The following is a 15664-nucleotide window of genomic DNA, read 5'->3' as shown; positions in this document are numbered from 1 at the left end:
TTACGACCTGCAGCTCGTGCAGGCCGACGCGCAGGTGCCGCCGCAGTTGTCGCTGGTGCTGCGCAGCAGCTCGGGAATGACCGGGCCGGACTCGATGACGCTGATGTCGAGGTCGAACAGGTCGTCGGCGCCGGTCTCGGGTGCGATGGCCGACGCGGTCACGGTCGTGGCGGACATGACGTGGGTTCCTCCCTGTGTTCGGTGACGGTGGGACGCCTGGGCCTGCCGTCGCAGGTCAGGGCCAGGAGATCGTGACGGCGGTGTGCCGCTTGGGGATGAGCCGGGTTGCGGGCTGTTCGGCGGCGGGCACCGACGCGGGGTAGACGCTGATGCGTGCGGCCGGACCGTGGCGGTGCTCGCGATCCCACGCCCGAATCTGCTCGACCAGCGCGTCGGCGAGGCTGACCGCGTCCGGACCGTGGCCGTAGACGCCGAACTCGTAGGTCTGCTCCTGCGGGTCGACTTCACGGAAGGCGACGTACGCGAACCCCCTGTCGCTCAGCAGCGTGGGAGTGGCGATCGGCGAGGCTGGATCGACCAGTTCACGGGCCGTATCGGTGCGTGCCCGGCTGAGCAGGCAGAACCGGTCCAGGCTGGTCGCGAGCCACAGGAAAAGCCCGTCGAACGGCTCCATACCGCCGAACATGACTCCTGACCACTTCTCCACTCGCGGTTGGCGCAGTGCCGTGCACAACGCCTCGGCGTCAACCCGCTGGTCATCGTCGAACCGGAGGCCGACGTCCTCGCCGTGCAACGTCACCAGTCGCTCGGCGTGCGCCCCGGCACCTTGCACCGCGACGAAGCCGGCCATCTCGTGCCCGACACTGACGAGGTGGTCGCCATCGCGGACCAGGGCCAGCGAGCGGCTCAGCCCCCGCATCCGCAACGGCACGACGACCCGGCCATCGTCCGAGAGTTGGTCGAGCCAAGCTGGCGGTACGTCCCAGACGCCGACCGTGACGATGATCCGGTCGTACGGTGCGTGCTGCGGTACACCGCCCTCGGCGTCGGCGAGAACCACGTTGACCCGTTCGTAGCCGGCGGCGTCCAGGAACCGGCGGGCCCGATCGGTCACGTCGCCGTCGATGTCCACCGTGGTGACCTCGCCGTCCGGCCCGACCAGCTCCGCCATCAGAGCGGCGTTGAAGCCACCGGAACCGATCTCCAGGCATCGCATTCCCGGCTCGATCTGCGCCTGCTCCAGCATGACCGCCTGCAGCCACGGCGCGGAGACCGAACTGATCGTGACTCCGCGCTCGTCACGCTTCGTCCGGACAATGTCATTCGCGTACGCCTGCTCCAGCGACGCCTCGGGGGCGAACAGGTGCCGGGGCACGGCGCGGAATGCAGCAGCGACTCCCGGCGAGATGATCGACCCTGCAGTCAGGAGTTCCTCGACCAGCGCCTGACGTAGGGCGTCGGCCCGTGCCGAATCAGCGGAAGTGGCAGTTACCACGATGATCCTTTCGCGTATCCGAGATGCTGTTTCACAGAAAGTTTCGACCCTCGGCCGAACCCACGTACGACTGGAGCCCGTGTCACGCGCCTGCTCGACCGCATCGTCGGCGGCGCGGAGGCACACTCATCCATCGGGTATCCGGCAGTCGCCGAGGCCACAGATATCCTCCCTGGTGCATTCGGCCGGAACGGCTTGTCGACGCCGCGCGTACGGCGTTCGTGCCACCGATCGAGGTGGGAAGGATGCCCCTGGCCCCGTGGAGCGCCGTAAGCCTCCGCGCTTTTGGTGACTTGTCCGTCACTCGATCCGGTAACCACAGCCAACCGCGCCATGACGCGGTTGAACAGGACCGGGGCGTAGTCCCGCTGTTGTCTCTCGCCGGACCTCCGTCCTTGATCTTCAGCGAGTACGCGGGCGCGCACTACAGTGCTTACGCAATCGAGGAGGTCAGCGATGGCGTCGCAGCTACCGGCATCTGACCGGGACCCGCTCATCCACCCGCTCAGCGTCGTGCGCGCTGCGAGGGGCTGGACGTACCAGGACGTGGTCGACGCCATCGCCAAGCGCAGCCGGAACATGGCCGCCCGACGGGAGAAGGCGTGGCGGTGGGAGCACTGGGGTGTGGTCCCCGACATGGGAAGCCAGCTCGCTCTTGCCGCCGAACTCGGCGTTCCGCAAGATCGCGTACGGCAGGCGCCATGGCCCCAGTGGCTCCCCGACGGTGACCCCATCCCGACCTCGTTCGGATGGACTCAGCCGGGTGGACTGCAGTCACTCGTCAACGCATTGGAGTACGCGCACGTGGACCGACGTGCCTTCATGAAGATCACGGGCATCCCCCTGGCCGGCATCGCCGAAGCGTGGCTGACCATCGAACCCCAGGAGCTCGTCGCCGTCCTGCGCGGTGGACAGGTCACCACCGACTTGGTCGAACGAATGGAGGAGGGCCTTCCGCGGCTGCGGTACCTGGAAGCAACCCGAGGCGGTGACCGAGCCCGGACCCTCATCCACGCCGAACTCGGCATGGTGGTGGACGTCCTCGACCGATCCGCCTACACGACCGCAGTGGGTCGGCGACTGTACGCTCTGGCGGCCGAACTCGGCCGGATGGCCGGTTGGGCGTCGTTCGATGCTGGCCTGCACGCTGCGGCGCAGCGCTACTGGCTCTCCGCGCTACACGCCGCACACGCCGCCGACGACCGCCTGCTGGGGGCTAACATCCTCAAATCGATGAGCCTGCAGTGCTACGACTTCGACCGCCCCCGAGAGGCGTTGGAGTTGGCCCGTAGCGCCCACGAGGGTGCCCGAGGGGCCACCCCACGGGCCGCCGCGATGCTGGCGCTGCGGGAGGCGAGGGCTCACGCAGCGATTGGCGACGCGACGGCCTGCGAACGCCTCCTCAAAGAGGCCGACGCCGAATTCGATCGCGTCGCGTCGACCGATGCGGAACCCGCGTTCCTCGGGTACTTCGACGAATCCGAGTTCAACGCCCAGGTCGGAACCTGCTACCTGGATCTGGGCCGGCCGCGAGAAGCTGACGTGTACCTCAGTCGTACGCTGCGGCTGGTCCCAACCACCAAGGTGAGGGACCGTGCCACGTATGTGATCCGCCGCGCGTCGGCGCAGGCGCAGCTCGGGGACGCCGACCACGCCGCGTCGCTCCTCGCGGAGGCGATTCCGCTGATCCGTGAGGCGCCCTCGGAACGGAACCTGCGTCGCGTCGTTCGAGCACGACAACGGCTCCCGTTCACCAAGATCGACCCGCGCGCTCGCGCACTCGACGCCCAACTCGCCACCCTGGGGGCCTGATCATGGTTGATGACACCAAGGTAGCCGTGGTGACCGGCGCCAACCGTGGGCTTGGCGCCGCCATCGCCCGCGGGCTGGCCGAGCAAGGCTTGCACGTGGTGCTGGCCGGACGTAACGAGTACTCCGTCGACCGCGTGGTGTCCGACCTGACGAAGGACGGACTGTCCGCAAGCGGCCACCAACTCGACATCAACGACCCGGCCAGCGTGGCCCGCGCCTTCGCCGACACCGCCAAGCGATACGGTCGGCTGGACGTGCTGGTGAATAACGCCGGTATCGCGATCGATCGTGGCCAGTTTGCGGCGAGCCCCGACTTCGAGCGGGTCCGCAGCGCCCTGGACACCAACCTGCTGGGTGCCTGGCGCTGCTGCGCTGCCGCCGTGCCAGAGATGAGAAAGAACGGCTACGGCCGCATCGTCAACATCAGCAGCCACCTCGCTTCGCTCGCCACCATGGGCGACACGAACGTCTCCTACCGGGTGTCCAAGGCGGCTCTGAACGCGCTGACCCGGGTGCTCGCGGCCGAACTGGCCGACACCGGCATCCTGGTCAACGCATGCTCACCGGGACGCATGAACACCCGGATGGCGTACGGCGAGACCGACCGAAGCCCGGAGGAAGGCGCAGACACGCCGATCTGGCTCGCAACCCTGCCATCAGACGGCCCGACCGGCGGTCTGTTCGCCGATCGCCTGCCGATCGACTGGTAGGAGCCACGGGCTCGATCAACTTGAGCTTCCGGACTTCCAGACTGCTAAGGAGTACTCCGCCGTGCGATCCGCCCCGGTGTTCATTTCTGCAGGGTGAGCGTGAGGGCTTGAGAGGTTGGTTCTGTGGCCGCCTGCTCCCCGTGTTCCCCGAGGCCTGGTCCGCCCACGCCCCGGCTGCCGGCGCGCCGGATGTGGCATCCGAGTGCGTTCACCTTCTGCCGTGCTGCCTGCTTGACGCCGGGCTGCGCGAGGAGGTGCGCGTGAGGGTGGAGGCCGCCGATGCTCCCATTTCGGCGGTGGACGCGGTGCGGGCATCCGTCAGTTATGACCAGCTTCGAATCTTCGATGGTTCGCTCTATTGGTTGGAGACGCGCCCCGATGCCGGCGGAGCCGCAACCCTGGCGCGGTGGCAGCCCGGCGAAGAAATGCGGGACGTCGGTCCCGCGAACTTCCACATCGGCAGCGCGGTGCACGCGTACGGCGGTGGCTCCTTCGCCGTCGTCGACGGCGACCTGTGGTGTGTCGGCGAGGGCGGCCTGTACCGGCGTCGCCGCGGAGGTGACGAACTGGAACTGATCAGTCCAGGGGCGATGGGAGACCTGTCCGTCGGTGCGGGCGAGCTGCTGGCCGTGCGGGGCGATGAGCTGGTGGCGGTGACGCTCACGGGGCCGCCGCAGCTGAGGGTTCTCGCCGAGTCGGCGGGCTTCTACGGCGCGCCCCGACCGGGACCAGCCTTCCTGGCGTGGTCGTGGTGGAGCGAGCGGGACATGCCGTGGGATGCCTGCGAGCTGTGGGTGGCGCCCTACGAGCCGGGCGGAGGCATCGGGGATCCCGTGCGGGTCGCGGGCGGGGCAGACGAGTCGGCGGTGGAGCCACGGTGGGGCCCTGACGGCGCGCTCTATTTCATGTCGGATCGCAGTGGCTGGTGGAACCTCTTCCGGTGGAACGGACAGGAGGTCCAGGCCGTCGTCCCCGTCGCGGGTGAGTGCGTGGCGGAGCCCTGGGAACTGGGCTATGCGTCGTACGACTTCCTCGACGACGGACGGATCGTGATGGCGGTGCAGCAGGGGCCGCGACACCACCTAGTCCTCGTCGACCCGTCCGGCACTGCGACGTCGGCCGATCTTCCGTACACGTCGATTAAGCCCTACGTGGCGGCGCACGGGGTGGCAGTCGCGTTGATCGCCTCGTCACCGACGGCGGCGCCGCAGGTCGCGTTGGCCCACCTGGCTGCTGACGGTCCCCGCCTGGAGGTGCTGGCCCGGTCGGAAGACGCCTGCCTTGCCGGACTCGCGGTCTCGACGCCGACGGAGCTGCGGGTGCGGGTCGCTGGCGACCGCGAGGTGCTGGCCCTGGTGTATCCGCCGATAGGCGCGGGGCCGGGGTGGCGGGCGCCCGTGATCGTCCGTGCGCACCCTGGCCCGACCGCCTCCTGCCTGCTGCGCCTGGACTGGCAGGCGCAGTTCTTCACCAGTCGTGGGTTCGCCGTCGTGGATGTCGACTATCTCGGCAGCACCGGGTACGGGCGGGCGTTCCGCGAGTCGCTGTACGGCCGGTGGGGTGTCGATGACGTCGACGACTGCCGGGCAGTGGCCGAGCACCTGCTGGTAACGGGGCGAGCGGTGCCGGGTGGGGTCTTCATCCGCGGTGCGAGCGCCGGCGGGTACACGGCCCTCCACGCGGCGACGCAGGACGGGCCGTTCGCCGCCGCCACGGCCATCTCGGCGATCGTGGATCCCGACCGGTGGGCGTCCACCGTGCCCAGATTCCAGCGCGCCCATGCCCTGCGCCTGCGGGGCGGCGCGGGCCGGGTGCACGCCGCTGCGATCCGCCGGCCGGTGCTGCTCGTCCACGGCACCGCCGACGCCGTTGCCACCGTCGACGACGTGCGGGATCTCGCCGCGCAGTTGGCCCGCCTCGGCCTGCCACACGAGCTGCTGTTGCTCGACGGCGTCGGTCACTACGTGGCCACCTCCGGACATGCTGGGGCGGCACTGGAGGCCGAGCTGGCCCACTACCGGTCGTGGATGGGCGAGGCCGGCGGGAGTCCGGGGCGCTACACCGCTGCCGCTGGCAGCTGATGCCGTACGTAGTCGCCGAACTCGCGGACCTCCGGCTCGCCGCGGTAGGGATCGAGATCGACCTGGACATCGACGATGCGCTGCACGCACCGGTGCGAGGCCGTCCTGGCCGCGTGATCGACGGCCTCCCGCCCAGTACGAGGAGCGCGCGCAGTGTGCGGCGGAAGGCCGACGGGCTCGCGCAGGGCGTGGGGCAGCAACCCTGCCCACGGCACAGACCGTCGCCGACCACCTCGCCCACTACACCGCCGCGACCGCCGGCACCGCCTTCTCGACACCCACCGCCGTGTAGTCGATCGATGATTCAGCCACCACGCCGAGCAACCCTAACAATGGCGACAGTCACCAGGTCAGGAGCAATGTGGTCAACCAGCGCTATGCCCGACACATCGGCATCGTGCAGCAACTACGATCCAAGAACTGGATCTCGGCCACCGCACTCGCCACCCGCTTCGACGCCAGCGTCCGCACCATCTACCGCGACATCGAAGAGCTCAACACCGCCGGGCTGCCCATCGAGTCCGTCGCCGGCCGCGAAGGCGGCTACCGGCTCAGCGCCGAAAGCCCCGTCGACTCGCTGATCATGGACGCGGACGACGTTCTACGCCTCTACGTGCTCCGCCAGGTCGCCCGGATCGGACAGGTCGCGCACCGCTCCTGCCACGCCGCACGCCGCATTCGTTCGGCAAGGGATAGGCGGCGGTACCGCTGGCCCTGGTACCCGGCCACGGTCTGCTCGAACTCTCGCAGCGCGTCGCCGTAGGCGTAGTCGGCCAGGATCCGGGCGTCGATCAGCGCGTCGCCCCGGGCCCGGGCCGGTGGCGACGCCCACGGCCACGGGCACCGGTGGGCGGCGTGGGCCGCTGCTTCAAGTGTCCGTCGAGGTCACCCACAGTCGGGTCGCCTCAGCGTGGCCGGCCGCGTGGCCGAGGCCGCAACGCCGCGACCTGGGCGCAGGCGAGGTAGACCACCCCTGCGGCGATGGCGGTCCGGGCGTCCCACCGCATCGGCCGGTCGGGCAGCAGCCACGGCATCAGCACCACCAGGCCGTACCGGCCGGGCAGCCAGGCCCACTGGTGGGCGCCGGTCAGCGGGGCGGCTCGTCGCCGGAGCGGAAGGTCATGGCAGCCACTCATTCTGCCCCCAAACCGTCGCCGCCCGAACGGGCCGGGGCCGGCTGCCCGTACGGCCGACCGGCGGGTGTCCCGTCCACCCGGGACACCGGTCCCTGGTGGACGGGTTTGACCACCAGACAGACTGCCGTTCGCCGCTACCGCAGCGGCCGCCTCACCGTGGCGGCGTTCCCGTGCCGTGATCCAGCGGCAGCAGCCGAGTTCCCGCCTGCCGGGCACGGTGGCGCGCCGACCTGCGGCTGAATCCGGCTCGTGGATTTGCGAAAGGAACCTCGACGATGGACGCTCCGGGCGGACCACCCCACGTTGTCTGTGGGCCGATCGTGCGCCGGGTCGATCCGGGCAGCGTGGCGGTCTTCGTCGCGGTCCGATCCGCCTGCACCGTCGACCTCACCGTGTTCGAGGTGGGGCCCGGCCCGACCTATGCCCGGGGCGCCACGGTGGCCACGGGCAGCCGGGAAGCGATCCGGCTCGGCGGCAACCTGTACGTGGCCACCGTCCGGGCCGTCGGCGGCCTGCAGCAGGGCCGGCTCTACGGCTACGACCTGGCCTTCCCGGAGTCCATCGGCAACTGGTCGAGCCTGCTGGCCGCCGGGGCGGTGGCCGCCGACGAGACCACCGCCCGGTCGCTGCTCAGCTACGCCGGTGACCCCCGGGCGACGGGCGGCGCACCCGGATTCCCCAGCTTCGTCACGCCACCGGCGGACCCGGGGAAGCTCCGGATCCTCCACGGGTCGTGCCGCAAGCCGCACGGCGAGGGCCACGACGCGCTGGCCGTCCTGGACCCGATCATCGCGGCGGCCGGCGGCGACCCGACGGTACGCCCGCACCAGCTCGTGCTCGGCGGTGACCAGATCTACGCCGACGACGTCGCCGACGTGCTGCTGGCGATGGTGCACGGGCACGCCGCGGTGCCCGCCGGGGACGGACAGCCGGCCGTCCCGGCGCTGCCCGGCATCGGGGCCACCCTGGACCTGCCGCCGGAACTGCTCCCCGACGGCTCGGCCGATCCGCCCGCCGACTGGCGGTTCAAACCGGGCAAGCGGTCCGTCACCCTGTCCCGGGACGCCAAGTTCACCTCGGGCGAGGCCGCCAGCCATCTGATGTCGCTGCGCGAGTACGCCTGCATGTACCTGCTCGTGTGGTCGGACCAGCTCTGGCCGGCGACCTACCCGCGATTCGAGCACGTCTTCCCGGAGGACACCCGGATCCTGCGTGACCCGCAGGGCCGTCAGCCCGGCGACACCGTCTACGACCGGCTGCTGACCGGTCGCGCCTACGACGCCAGCAGCCAGCAGCAGGAGATCATCCATCGCTTCCGGCGGTGGCAGGAGCAGGCGATCCGGTTGAAGAACTTCCAGCGCGGGCTGGTCGCCGTACGTCGGTCGCTGGCCAACGTCGCCACCTACATGATCGCCGACGACCACGAGGTCACCGACGACTGGAACATGACCCGGGAGTTCGTCACCGATGCGGTGATCGGCTCCGAGCTGGGCCGGCGCGTCGTGCGCAACGCGATGGCGGCGTACGCGGTCTTCCAGGCCTGGGGCAACACCCCCGACCGGTTCGGCGGAGAGGGCGCGGCCGGCGAGCCGGGCCGGGACCTGCTGACCGTGCTGAGCCGCTGGCTGGCCGTCCCGACGGCGGCGGACGACCAGCTGCTGCGCGACCGCCTCGGCCTGCCCACCGCGATCGGCGCCGACGGCCGGCCGGTCCGCCCCGCCGGCGCCCTCAGCTACCACTTCACCGTCACCTGGCCGCGCTACCAGCTCGTCGCCCTGGACACCCGCACCTGGCGGGAGTACCCGGCCGGTGCCGGGCGCCCCGGCGGGCTGCTGCTCGCCGACCACCCGCTCGACGAGATGATCAGCGGCGGCGGCGTGCTGGACGACGAGGCGGTCACCGTGCTGGCGCAGCCGGTCGCCGTGTTCGGCATGCCCCTGCTCGAACAGTTCGCCCAGCCGGCCATGCGGGCCATCGCCGGCCGGTACGAGGCCGACGCCGAGGACGCCTGGATCACCAGCGACGCGGCCACCCACAAGTTCCTCGGCCGGCTGCTCTCCGCCGCGCCACCCGGCCCGGACGGCGTCCGCCGCCGCCGGATCGTCATGCTCGGCGGCGACATCCACTTCGGCTCGGCCGAGCGGATCCGCTACTCCGCGACGCTGCCGTACGCCAGCGGCCCCGACCGGGCCCACCCCTTCCAGGGGGTCAACCGCACCGAGGGGGTGATCGCCGGGTTCGTCTCCAGCGCCCTGCGCAACGAGGTGGCCCTGACCCGGCTGCTGCACCACGTCGGGTACGCGCCGCTGCTGGACAGCCTCGGCCGCATCGACCTGGTCGGCTGGGCCAACGAGGACGAGCGGCAGGAGGGCCGCCGCTTCCAGGCCGGGGTCCAGGTCAGCGTGGCCGCCGACGCCGTGTCCGGGTGGTGGGTCTCCGGCCGGCCCGCGGTCAGCGACTACGACCGGCTCAAGCTGCTCAGCCGGCCGCCGGAGTGGAGCATCCAGGTGCAGTTCGCCCACCACGACGAGGCCGACCTGACGGGCCGCCGGGGCGGCACCCCGGAGACCGTGCTCGACCCGGCCGGGCTGTCCCGCGAGCAGGCGCTGGCGCAGTACCCGGTCGCCGCCCGCAACCTCGACGGGCATCTCGACATCTGGAGCGGCGGCAAGGAGATCGTCGGGCACAACAACCTCGGCGAGATCACCTTCGACTGGCCGGCCGGCGAGTGCAAGCGGGCCACCCAGCGCCTCTGGTGGCACCTGCCGTCCGAGACCGAGGCCGCTCCGCTGACCAGCTACACCATCGACCTGTCGTACGGCTGCTCGCTGCTGGCCGACCCACCGTACGGCTACGTGCTGCGCCCCGACGACCACGACGCCCGCTCCGGCGGCAAGGCGCACTACGACGGCGTCGACCGGCCGGCGACCCTGGTCACCGACCGCTGGGTGACCCGGCTCCAGGCCGACCTGGCCACGCTGGGGTTCGGGCCGGCGCGCGTTCCGGGCGAGTTCGACTCGACGACCTACTGGGCGGTGCGCGAGTTCCAGACGTACGCCCGCGCGGAGCGGGTCGCCCACGAACCCGCCGAGGCGACCGCCACCCGGTACTCCGACCGGTTGGCGGCGGTCGACGTGCCGGAGGCCGAGCGCTACCTCGGACCGGTCAGCGGCATCGCCGACCTGGCCACCCAGCTCGCCATCCGGCACTGGCTGGACAAGCGCTGGCGCTGCCCGGTGGTGGTGGAGGCGTGGCAGGTCGCCGGCGGCAGCCCGCAACAGCTCGCCACCGGCAACGTCTGGTACGCCGACACCCCCCACCCGGCCGACCAGCGGCTCTACTCACGGGTGGTGACCGGCCGTCCGCCCGACGCCGGCCCGGCGCCGGCCAACCACCCCGAGCTGATCCCGCTGGGTCGCTGGAGCAGCCGCCCCGCCGAGCCGCAGTGGGCCGGCCCGCTGGTCGAACCGACGCTCGAACTGCTCCCCGAGGCGCTGATCCCGCCGAGGGACGGGGAGGCCGGCGCACCGTCGCTGGCCGCGCTGGCCGCCGCCGCCGGCAGCGGCGACCCCGCGGTGGCCGACCCGGCCCGCCGCCGGCTGTCCACCTTCAAGGTGCTGCGGGCGGTCGCCGAGAACACCCGACCCGGCTCCACCGGCGGCTGGTTCGACGTGCTGGACGGCACCGACGCGGGGGTGCTGCGGATCGGCCCGTTCGGCTGGCCCGCCGACGGGCCCCGCAGCGCACCGGTGACCCTGCCGCCCCGGGCGGACTGGCGTACCCAACCCGGCCAGCTCTGGGCCTGGCTGGCCGCGCTGCGCGCCACCGACCGCGACGCGTACGAGGCGATGGGCGGGCTGGCCGGGCTGTCCGGGACGCCCGGCTGGGGAGTCGACGGGGGTGCCCTGCTCTACCCCGAGCTGCGGGTCAGCCGGGCCCGGCCGGCGTTGAGCGACCACACCGGTGGCGCGGGCGCGCCGATCGAGTACGTCCTCGAACTGCTCGACCTGCGCGGCTGGCACTGGGTGCACCGCTTCACCATCGGCCTGCGCACCCGACCCGGCGTCCGGCACGGCATCTGGCGCTTCGCCCGCCAGGGCCTGCACGACCTGCTCAGCACCTCGTGGGACCCGCCCGGCGCGGACCCGGTGACGGTGCCGGACGTGCCCGGCCCGGACGGCAAGCCCCGCCGGGTCCGCATCGGTGACCTGTTCACCTCGGAACGGGCGGTGGCCCTGCTCGGCTGCTGGCAGACGTACCGCGCCCACGACCTGGTCGCCCTCGGACCGCCGGTGGCCGGCGAGCCGCCCGAGCAGCGGACCGTGCCCCGCGCCGGCACCGAACTGCGGACCGTGCTGACCGTGGCGCGGACCCTCGGACCGGACTTCACCGGCCCGCCCACCGGCTGGACCGACACCCACGAGACCGCCCTGATCACCGCGATCGGCCAGGTCGCCGGGGCCACCGCCGACGCCGAACTGCCCGCCGCGCTGGCCGCGGTGCGTGCCTGGCCGACCTGGCCGGGCGGCACCGGCTACCAGCTTCCGGTGGCCGTGCTCCCAACGGCGGACCGGACGCTGTCGCCGCAGCGCGGCTCGCTGCGGCTGGACACCGGCGACCTGTTCCGGGTGACCGGATGAGCCCCCGCCCCACCCGACGCGACGACCACCACCGCAGTGAAGGAGACCCGGCCGCATGAGCGACGACGTGGAGCGGAACCGGAACGTCCTCGCCCTGCTCTGGGGCGAACTCCGCATGCTTGCCGAACCGGTGCTCGGCTCGGCCGACCCGTGGCGGCGGGCCCGGCTGATGCGGGCGCTGGGCTGGGACCTGGAGGCGATCAGCGGGGTCGACGCGCGCGCGTTCGAGCAGTGGGTCGGCACCGTCGCGGTGGCGATCGACACGCTGGACGCCGCGATCACCGATGGCCTGCCGGACTCGCTGGCCGAGCTCAAGAAGATCGGCACGGCGGCGGGCACCGCGTTCGGGCAGGTCGGCACGCTGCCCCCGGCGGTGCGCGGGAAGCTACCACCGTTGGCCGGCCTGCCCGAGGCGCTGGCCGACGACCTCGTCGACCACCTCATCCTCACCTACCTGCTGCGCCGGGCACCCTGGACGGTGCCGCTGCTGACCCTGCTCGGCCTGGTCACCCCCGGCGTCGAGCTGCCGCCGAGCCCGCCGATGCCGGCCGGCGACGCGCCGATCCGGTTGCCTCGCCACCGCGACGAACTGCACCTGGAGCGGCTCGTCGAGTTGGTCTCCGATCCCGGCGGTTACCTCAAAGGGTTGTACGCGCCGGCCGGCTGGGGCACGCCCGAGGCCGTCGAGGCGCTGGCCGCGCGGCTGCTGCCCCGACTCGCGGCGACGCTGCGCGCGTTCGGGATGGACGCCGCGCACGGGGTCCGGCCGGGCATCGGCCCGGACCAGGGCGAGGTCGGGCAGCGGCTGGCCGACGGCCTGCTCCGGCTCCGGTTCGCCGTCGCCGGGCCGCCCGGCGGGGAGCCGGTGGCGCTGCACGGTGGAGAACCGGCCGCGTCGCCCAGCGGGGAGCCGGTGGCGCTGCACGGTGGAGAACCGGCCGCGTCGCCCAGCGGGGAGCCGGTCGCGCCGCTCGGCCCGCCGGGACCGGGGTCACTGGCCGCCGCCGACCCGGACGCCCAGCTCCACCTCGGCGTCACCCTCGCTCTGGCCTGCTGGGACGGCCTGCTCACCGGGATCGTCGCCCCCACCGGCGAGGTGCACCTCGAAGGCGCGCTCGGCCGCTGGAACATCGCCACCGACCTGGCCGGCGCGGGACCGGCCATCGCGATCAACTCGGCCGGGGTGACCGTCGCCGGGGGCGGCCCGGCGGTGCGGTTCGCCGCCGAGATCGCCCGGATCACGCCGAAGGACGAGCCCGGCTGGGTGATCGGCGCACCCGACGGCACCCACCTGTCCGTCGGGCAGCTCGTGCTGCGCGGCCGGGCGACGCTGGGCGCCGGCCGCGACGACATCGAGCTGATGCTCGCCGCCGGCCGTGCCGAACTTGTCGTCAAGGCCGGCGACGGTGACGGGCTGCTGGCCCGGCTGCTGCCGTCCGACGGTCTGCGGTTCGGTTTCGACCTCGGCCTGGGCTGGTCGCTGCGGACCGGCCTGCACCTGTCCGGGGCCGCCGCGCTGACCGCCGACTATCCGATGCACCTCTCGCTGCGCGGCATCCATCTGGAGGGGCTGCGGATCGCGCTCGCCGCCAGCACGTCCACCGCCAGCGTCGGCCTGACCGTCACCACCACGGTGCGGGCCGAGCTCGGTCCGTTGCACGCGGTGGTGGAGAACATCGGGATCCGCGCCGACCTGACCTTCCCGCCCGCGTTGCCGGCCGGCACCGGCAACCTCGGCCGAGCCGACCTGGTGCCCCGGTTCAAGGCCCCGGACGGGGTGGGGCTGCGGATCGACAACGGCATCGTCAACGGCGGCGGCTACCTGTTCGTCGACGAGCCCCGCGGCATGTACGCCGGCGCCCTCCAGTTGGGCATCGCCACCAAGGACGGCGTGTCGCCGATGCGGGGCTTCCTGCTCCAGGCCACCGCGATCCTCAACACCCGCAACCCCGACGGCAGCCGACTGGTCGAGGCCGACGGCGACCACACGTTTTCGATGCTGGTCGTCGGCACCTTCCAGTGGTACCCGGGGCTGATGCTGTTCTGGGGCATCTCGATCACCGGTCTGGGGCTGGTGGTCGGACACAACCGGCGCAGCGACCCCGAGGAGGTCCGCAACGCCGCCCGCGCCGGGACCCTGGACTCGCTGCTGTTCCCCGAGGACGTCGTGGGCCGGGCGCCGGCGGTGATCGCCACCCTCAGCCGGATCTTCCCGGTCGACCCCACCGGCACCGTGCTCGGCGCGATGGTCCGGCTGAACTTCCTCGCCGGCCAGGTCGTCGCGGACCTCGCCGTGCTGGTCGAGTTCCCCGACCCGGTCCGGGTGCTGCTGCTCGGCAAGCTGGTCATCGACTTCAAGTCGGCCGGCCGGCTCCGGCTGGACTCGGCCGGCATCATCGACGTCGCCCGCAAGGAGATCAGCCTCGACGGGGCCCTGATCGGCTCCCACCTGTTCGGCCGGCCGGTCGCCGGCGAGTTCATGGTCCGGGCCGGGTGGGGCCGGTCGTCGTCGTTCGCCATGTCGATCGGCGGGTTCCACCCGAGGTTCTGCCCGCCGGCCGGCTTCCCGCCGGTCAAGCGGTTCGAGATCGCGCTCCAGAAGTCCGGCAAGGGTCTGAAGCTCAACGCCTACCTGGCGATCACCAGCAACACCGCCCAGTTCGGGGCCGAACTGGTGCTGCGCTTCGAGGCGGGCGCCCTGGCCGTCGACGGCCGGGCCTGGCTGGACGTGCTGTTCCAGTTCACGCCGTTCTGGTTCACCGCCGAGATCGGCGCGTACGTCGCCGTGACCTACGACGGTTCCGAGCTGCTGGTGGTCCGACTCGTCCTCGGGGTGAGCGGCCCGGGCCCGTGGCGGGCCTGGGGCGAGGCGCGCATCAAGTTCCTGTGGTGGGAGGTGTCGGCCAAACTCGACTGGACCGACGGCAAGCGGGCCGACGCGCTGGAACCCAGCTACGTGGACGCCGCGGCGCTGCTGGGCGCGGCACTGTCCGGCCCGAACGCCTGGGAGATCCGCAGCGCCGGCGCCGGCACGGAACCGGTGGCTCTGCGGGCGGTCGAGGAGGCCGGGGGAGCGCTGCTGCTCTCTCCGGGGGCCACCCTCGGCGTACGCCAGAACGTCCTGCCCCTCGGCGTCGAGCTGGACCGGATCGGCACCTCCCGCATTCGCGGTCCGCACCGGTTCACCCTGACCGACGTCAGTGCCGGCACCGGCGACGACACGGTACGCGGCAGCCTCGGCGCGCCGATCCTCGACGACTTCGCCCCCGGCCAGTTCCGCGACCTGACCCCCGAGCAGCGGGTGCTCACCCCGGGCTTCGAGCGGCTGGAGGCCGGCCGGGAGGTGGCCCTGCCGGACGGCACCGCCCTGCCGGCGGGGGGCGTCACCGTCTTCGTCGGGCTCGACGCCGACGACGCCTACGACCGGGTGATCATCGACGACCCGGAGGACGGCGGCCGGGAGATGCCGGCGGCGTCGGCCACCCGCTCGGTGACCGGCGCGGGACCGGGCGGGCTGCTCGCCCAGTTCGCCGCCACCGGCCCGGCTGCCAACGCCCGCAGCCGGACCACCGGAGCGGCCCGGTTCACCGGTGCCGGCCTCGGCCTGCGCGACGCCGGGCCGTCCTGGCTGCCCGGCCGGGGGACGCCGTACCCCACCAGCCGGCGGGCCCGACCGGCCCGGGTGAGCCCGCCGGTGACCGCCCTGCCGACCGCGACGCAGGCCGCCGAGGTGGCGCCCGGGGGAGACCGCGGCCGGCTGTTCCGCCGGGCCAGCGTCCGCGTGCCCAACCCGACCATCGTCCCAGCCGAACCCGAGAAGGTGTCCTGA

9 protein-coding genes are annotated in these 15664 nt (G+C 72.5%); 6 read left to right on the top strand and 3 right to left on the bottom strand.

Annotation, left to right across the window (positions count from 1 at the left end):
- Complete coding sequence (locus ACFYWL_RS21800) at positions 1–177, bottom strand: FxLD family lanthipeptide (RefSeq protein ID WP_386975434.1); 177 nt, start codon at positions 175–177, stop codon at positions 1–3.
- A gap of 58 nt (positions 178–235) precedes the next feature.
- Positions 236–1456, bottom strand: coding sequence for a methyltransferase, FxLD system (gene fxlM / locus ACFYWL_RS21795; RefSeq protein WP_386975432.1), 1221 nt, complete (start codon positions 1454–1456; stop codon positions 236–238).
- A gap of 456 nt (positions 1457–1912) precedes the next feature.
- Here fxlM and ACFYWL_RS21790 point away from each other — a divergent pair, with 456 nt between their 5' ends.
- The 4 genes from ACFYWL_RS21790 to ACFYWL_RS21775 all read left to right on the top strand — a co-directional run bounded on the left by ACFYWL_RS21790 (position 1913) and on the right by ACFYWL_RS21775 (position 6822).
- Positions 1913–3268 carry a transcriptional regulator gene (locus ACFYWL_RS21790; protein ID WP_386975430.1) on the top strand — a complete coding sequence of 452 codons (1356 nt, stop codon included), beginning with the start codon at positions 1913–1915 and terminating at the stop codon, positions 3266–3268.
- A gap of 2 nt (positions 3269–3270) precedes the next feature.
- Entirely contained in the window at positions 3271–3978 is a 708-nt protein-coding gene (locus ACFYWL_RS21785) for an SDR family oxidoreductase (RefSeq protein ID WP_386975428.1), read from the top strand.
- Positions 3979–4118: 140 nt separating this feature from the next.
- Positions 4119–6059: a S9 family peptidase gene (locus tag ACFYWL_RS21780; protein ID WP_386975426.1), complete on the top strand. Its 1941-nt coding sequence runs from the start codon at positions 4119–4121 to the stop codon at positions 6057–6059.
- A gap of 361 nt (positions 6060–6420) precedes the next feature.
- Complete coding sequence (locus ACFYWL_RS21775) at positions 6421–6822, top strand: helix-turn-helix transcriptional regulator (protein WP_386975424.1); 402 nt, start codon at positions 6421–6423, stop codon at positions 6820–6822.
- A 142-nt stretch (positions 6823–6964) separates the two neighbouring features.
- On the opposite strand, the gene ACFYWL_RS21770 is transcribed toward ACFYWL_RS21775, so the two are convergent.
- Positions 6965–7195 (bottom strand): hypothetical protein, encoded by a 231-nt coding sequence (locus ACFYWL_RS21770; protein ID WP_386975422.1) that lies wholly within the window; start codon positions 7193–7195, stop codon positions 6965–6967.
- Positions 7196–7470: 275 nt separating this feature from the next.
- Between ACFYWL_RS21770 and ACFYWL_RS21765 the strand changes: the two genes are divergently transcribed.
- Entirely contained in the window at positions 7471–11835 is a 4365-nt protein-coding gene (locus ACFYWL_RS21765; RefSeq protein ID WP_386975421.1) for a peptidoglycan-binding protein, read from the top strand.
- A gap of 55 nt (positions 11836–11890) precedes the next feature.
- On the top strand, positions 11891–15664 hold the full coding sequence (locus ACFYWL_RS21760; RefSeq protein ID WP_386975419.1) for a DUF6603 domain-containing protein: 3774 nt from the start codon (positions 11891–11893) through the stop codon (positions 15662–15664).

The sequence above is a fragment of the Micromonospora sp. NPDC002575 genome, from assembly GCF_042889525.1.
GTDB lineage: Bacteria > Actinomycetota > Actinomycetes > Mycobacteriales > Micromonosporaceae > Micromonospora > Micromonospora carbonacea.
The sequence above is the reverse complement of the archived record's forward strand: the minus strand, read 5'-3'. Positions and strand labels throughout refer to the sequence as shown.

Bases quoted from the DNA above. Each gene is read 5' to 3' on its own strand.
- ACFYWL_RS21800 (WP_386975434.1), bottom strand. From the start codon at position 177: ATGTCCGCCACGACCGTGACCGCGTCGGCCATCGCACCCGAGACCGGC.
- ACFYWL_RS21770 (WP_386975422.1), bottom strand. From the start codon at position 7,195: ATGAGTGGCTGCCATGACCTTCCGCTCCGGCGACGAGCCGCCCCGCTG.
- ACFYWL_RS21790 (WP_386975430.1), top strand. From the start codon at position 1,913: ATGGCGTCGCAGCTACCGGCATCTGACCGGGACCCGCTCATCCACCCG.
- ACFYWL_RS21760 (WP_386975419.1), top strand. From the start codon at position 11,891: ATGAGCGACGACGTGGAGCGGAACCGGAACGTCCTCGCCCTGCTCTGG.
- ACFYWL_RS21785 (WP_386975428.1), top strand. From the start codon at position 3,271: ATGGTTGATGACACCAAGGTAGCCGTGGTGACCGGCGCCAACCGTGGG.
- ACFYWL_RS21765 (WP_386975421.1), top strand. From the start codon at position 7,471: ATGGACGCTCCGGGCGGACCACCCCACGTTGTCTGTGGGCCGATCGTG.